Below are 3,308 nucleotides of genomic sequence, written 5' to 3' on the forward strand. Positions count from 1 at the left end.
CGACCTTGCCGTCACCGTTGAAGTCACCCGGACCGACGATGCTGGTCATCGTATTCCACCCCGAACCGGCCTGCGTCCTGGTCAGCCACCCGCCGGCACCGTTACCCGGATACAGCCACAGCCTGCCCGAAGAATCCCGAGCCAGAACATCGACCTTGCCGTCACCGTTGAAGTCACCCGGAGCCAGAAGACTCGTCATCGTATTCCACCCCGAACCGACCTGTGCTCGAGGCTGCCAACCACCAGAGCCGTTGCCTGGATATAGCCAGAGCCGGCCATCCCTGTCGCGGGCGAGGACGTCCGCTTTCCCGTCGCCGGAGAAGTCGTGGCCTCCGATGCCGGCCGGGGCCTTGATCACGAACTCCCACTGCCCGAGCGCACTGAAGTTCCCGGCTGCGTCAACCGCAATCGCACGAAGCGTGGTTGTTTGGGAGATGGCAATCGGCCCGGTGTACAGGGCACTGGCGACCGTGGGTTCGGTCCCGTCAGTCGTGAACCGGATGACCGCGTCCTCGCTTGCGGCAAGGATTGCCGTCGTCGCCGCGGTGAAGGTGCCGCCCGGCGTCGTCGTTGTCAGTTCCGGCGCTGTCAGGTCGATCGTGTAGGTTTCGGTGGCGATGTCCGAAGACACGCCCTGGTTCACGGCGATGAACTTGAGAACGGTGGTTCCCTCGGTGCCGATCTCGATCGGATCGGTGTACGCCGTGCCGTTATCGACTTCCGGATCTGTGCCGTCGGTAGTGAAAAGGATCTGCGCCGTTTCCGGAGTAGCGGTCAGTGTGATGGTCTGGGCCGTGTTGAATGTTCCTCCGGGAGGGCTTACCGCGACAACCGGGGCTTCCGGCGGCGTGGCGCCGACCGTACGGCCCTGGACCACAAAGTCGGTCGTCCTTCCCAGGGAAATGTTCACCGGTTCGCCCAGGCTGTTGCGAACCTTCCGGATCTCGAAGAAGTTTGTGTCGTAGGGGCTGCCCATGACGGCGTGAGGTGTACTGCCGTCACCGAGATAGCCCTCGGGAGCTCCCTCAGTCCACCGCAGGAAAGGCCCGACCTTAGCTTCGAGCAACGGTGTGAAGTCTCCGTTGCCGTTCATGCTGCCGAGGTCCTCCGTGTAACGGAGGCTACCTGTGTCATCCGCTTCGACCAGGAACTTTCCGTAAGGATGCGTGATTTCGTAGGTGGAACCGAACTCGAACACCTCATCGCCGCGTACCCGGATGCGACCGAAAGCGACTTCGTCGCCTGCAGCGGCTCCCTCGCCGGTGAATGCAGCTTCAAGGGCGAGCGTCAGCCGCACCTCTTCTCCGTCAACCGGCAGGAACGCCTCTGCGGCCCACCAGAATGATTCACCGGGGAAGTTCCTCGGGAACTCCATCGGATCAAGCGGGAAAGGCAGCTCTTCAATGATCGGGCACAGCGGATCGTCCAGGCACAGGTCGAGCTGAACTGGTTCCTGTGCTTCCACGCCCTCCCGTGCTGACCATCCGTTGTCCTCGACCCACGTGGGGTATCCGTGGCCACCCTGGACTACAGGGCCGAGTGCCTTCAGGTTATGAATGACGTACCGGAAGTCGCGGATCTCGCCTGCCTTCCCCGTTTCGTCGACGGAGACTGCGCGGATCAGAGTGGTGCTGCCGATCAGGATGGGATCGTCGTCGTACTGCATCGTCGATCCGGTGGGGCCGTCGTCATACGCGGGTTCGGACCCATCGAGTGTGTAGTAGATTCGGGCAGCGGCACCCGACTGCGTAGTCCCGATCAGGCTCACCAGCTGGGGACCGGCGTGGGATGGCAAGGCTGCGTCTGGCGATGCGTCGATCCAGGGGCTGGTAGCGTCCAGCTCGTAGGTCTCGCTCTGAATCCCTGTCCGCTGGGCCGGGTCCGTCAAGCTGACCGCCATGTATTTCAGTACGGTCGTGCCCGGGGTGGCAAGCTCAACCGGGGCCACGTCGTGATCGCCTGCCGTCGGTTCCCAGACCTGCCCGACGGTGACGGATCCGTCCTCGGCGACCACGGGGTCTGTGCCATCGGTCGTGTAGACAATCTTCGCCTCGTCCGGGAACGACGCCTGGATGTTGACTGTCAGTGCCTGATTGTAGGTGCCACCCGGCTTATCCACGCCGGCACGTACGGTGGCAATTTTGCCCTGTACCGCGAACAGATTCGTTTCCACCGGGGTCGCGATACCCGGTCCTTCAATGCGGAAGAAGTTCGTATCGAACGGGCTCCCCGTTACGGTGTGCTCGATGTTGGGGTCACCAATGGACCCGGCCGGGGCAGCGGGCAAGGTGGAGTCCCACCGAAGGAATGGACCGACCTTTCCGCTCAGCGGCTCGGTCCAGTCGCACGGCTGCTGCAGGCATCCGAGATCCTCAGTGAAGCGGACCCGTCCGCGATCGTCTGCCGTGACTTCGAAGACGCCATACGGCGTCGTCGCCGTGTAGGTCGCGTTCGGTGTCATGCCCTCCATGCGGATGCGCATGCGAGCAAATGCGTTTTGCTGGCCCTGCGCAACGTCGCCGGCACCTCCGAACGCTGCTTCCGTGGCCATGATGAGGCGTGCCTCTTCACCGTTCGGCAACGGTAACGACGCTTCGCCCGACCACCAGAAGGACTCCTCCGGGAAGTTCCCAGGCATCTCCAGCGGCAGTGCAGGATTGTAGGCTTCCCCAACTACCGGGCAGACCGTAGCTACGTCAATGCACAGTTCCAGCCGGAGGCCATTGTTGTCCCCGTACCAGTATGGATAGCCAGTTTCCGGGTTAACCGGCCCGACGGTTCCCTGCGGACCTGTTGCTACGGCCGCTGGAAGTACCGCGGCTGGCTGGGGCAGCGCTCCGGCCAGCGGCACTGGCCCGATCGTGGACAAGAGCACAACCGCCGTGGCAGTGATACCGGTCCCCCTCCATATCCTGCGCGTACGGGGGGTTGCACCCGCAGCGGTATGTGTACCGTCCATTTTCATGTTGTCTCCCTGATGGTTCCGAGTCCCCCAGCTAACGAGACCGCTGCCAGGTAGGGCGGAAAGCACCATGCCCTGGAACCACTGTGGCGAGGCGAGGCTAGGAATACCTTGAGCCGGGTGACGGAACTCAGACGCCGGCTCGCCTCCCGCGCGCACACTGAGGAGGGCCCCCCATGCCGTGTACGACGTGGGAGGCCCTCTCATCAGAGGTAGTGCGGGGTCCGTTCAGAGAATGGTGGTCATGCCGTTCCAACCGGATCCGACCTGAGCTTTCTTCAGGAAACCGCCGGAGCCGTTGCCCGTGTACAGCCACAACCGCCCGTCCCGATCACGAGCAAGGACA

At 63.2% G+C, this 3,308-nt stretch carries 1 protein-coding gene; it reads right to left on the reverse strand.

Features of this window, described 5'->3' with window-relative positions; translation table 11 throughout:
* Positions 1 to 2,965, reverse strand: a 2,965-nt coding sequence (locus AC5RTB_RS16525; RefSeq protein ID WP_494062139.1) for a chitobiase/beta-hexosaminidase C-terminal domain-containing protein, incomplete at its 3' end; no start/stop codon positions are given.
* Positions 2,966 to 3,308: the final 343 nt, after the last annotated feature.

The organism is Arthrobacter sp. M71 S08 (assembly GCF_059089725.1).